The organism is Burkholderia sp. SIMBA_051 (assembly GCF_046534915.1).
Lineage (GTDB): Bacteria > Pseudomonadota > Gammaproteobacteria > Burkholderiales > Burkholderiaceae > Burkholderia > Burkholderia ambifaria.
The window spans coordinates 1-248 of record NZ_JAWRXS010000660.1; the positions used below are offsets into that span (position 1 = coordinate 1).

At 62.9% G+C, this 248-nt stretch carries 1 protein-coding gene; it reads left to right on the forward strand.

Translation table 11 applies throughout. The features are described 5' to 3' along the window. Window positions 1–169: adenosine-specific kinase (locus tag SB771_RS36120; RefSeq protein ID WP_410722178.1), on the forward strand; the 169-nt coding region annotated here is incomplete at its 5' end. Window positions 170–248 lie beyond the last annotated feature (79 nt).

Sequence of the window (248 nt, forward strand, 5' to 3'; positions counted from 1 at the left end):
CCGCATCTTTTGCGCAACGGCGAATCCCGTCGAGGTGCTCGTGGCGGAAACGGATCAGGGACGGGGCATCGTCGGCGTGATCGACGGGTTCTCGCCGCTCGGCGTCGAAGGCGCGGAGGACGTGCAATGGCGCAAGGATCTGCTGCGCACGATCGGCTATAAACTTTGAACTGAATGAAACATCAACGCCTTGCACCCGGTACGCTGTGGGCCGCCATCGAGCGGCAGACTGAACACGCGCTGCGCTG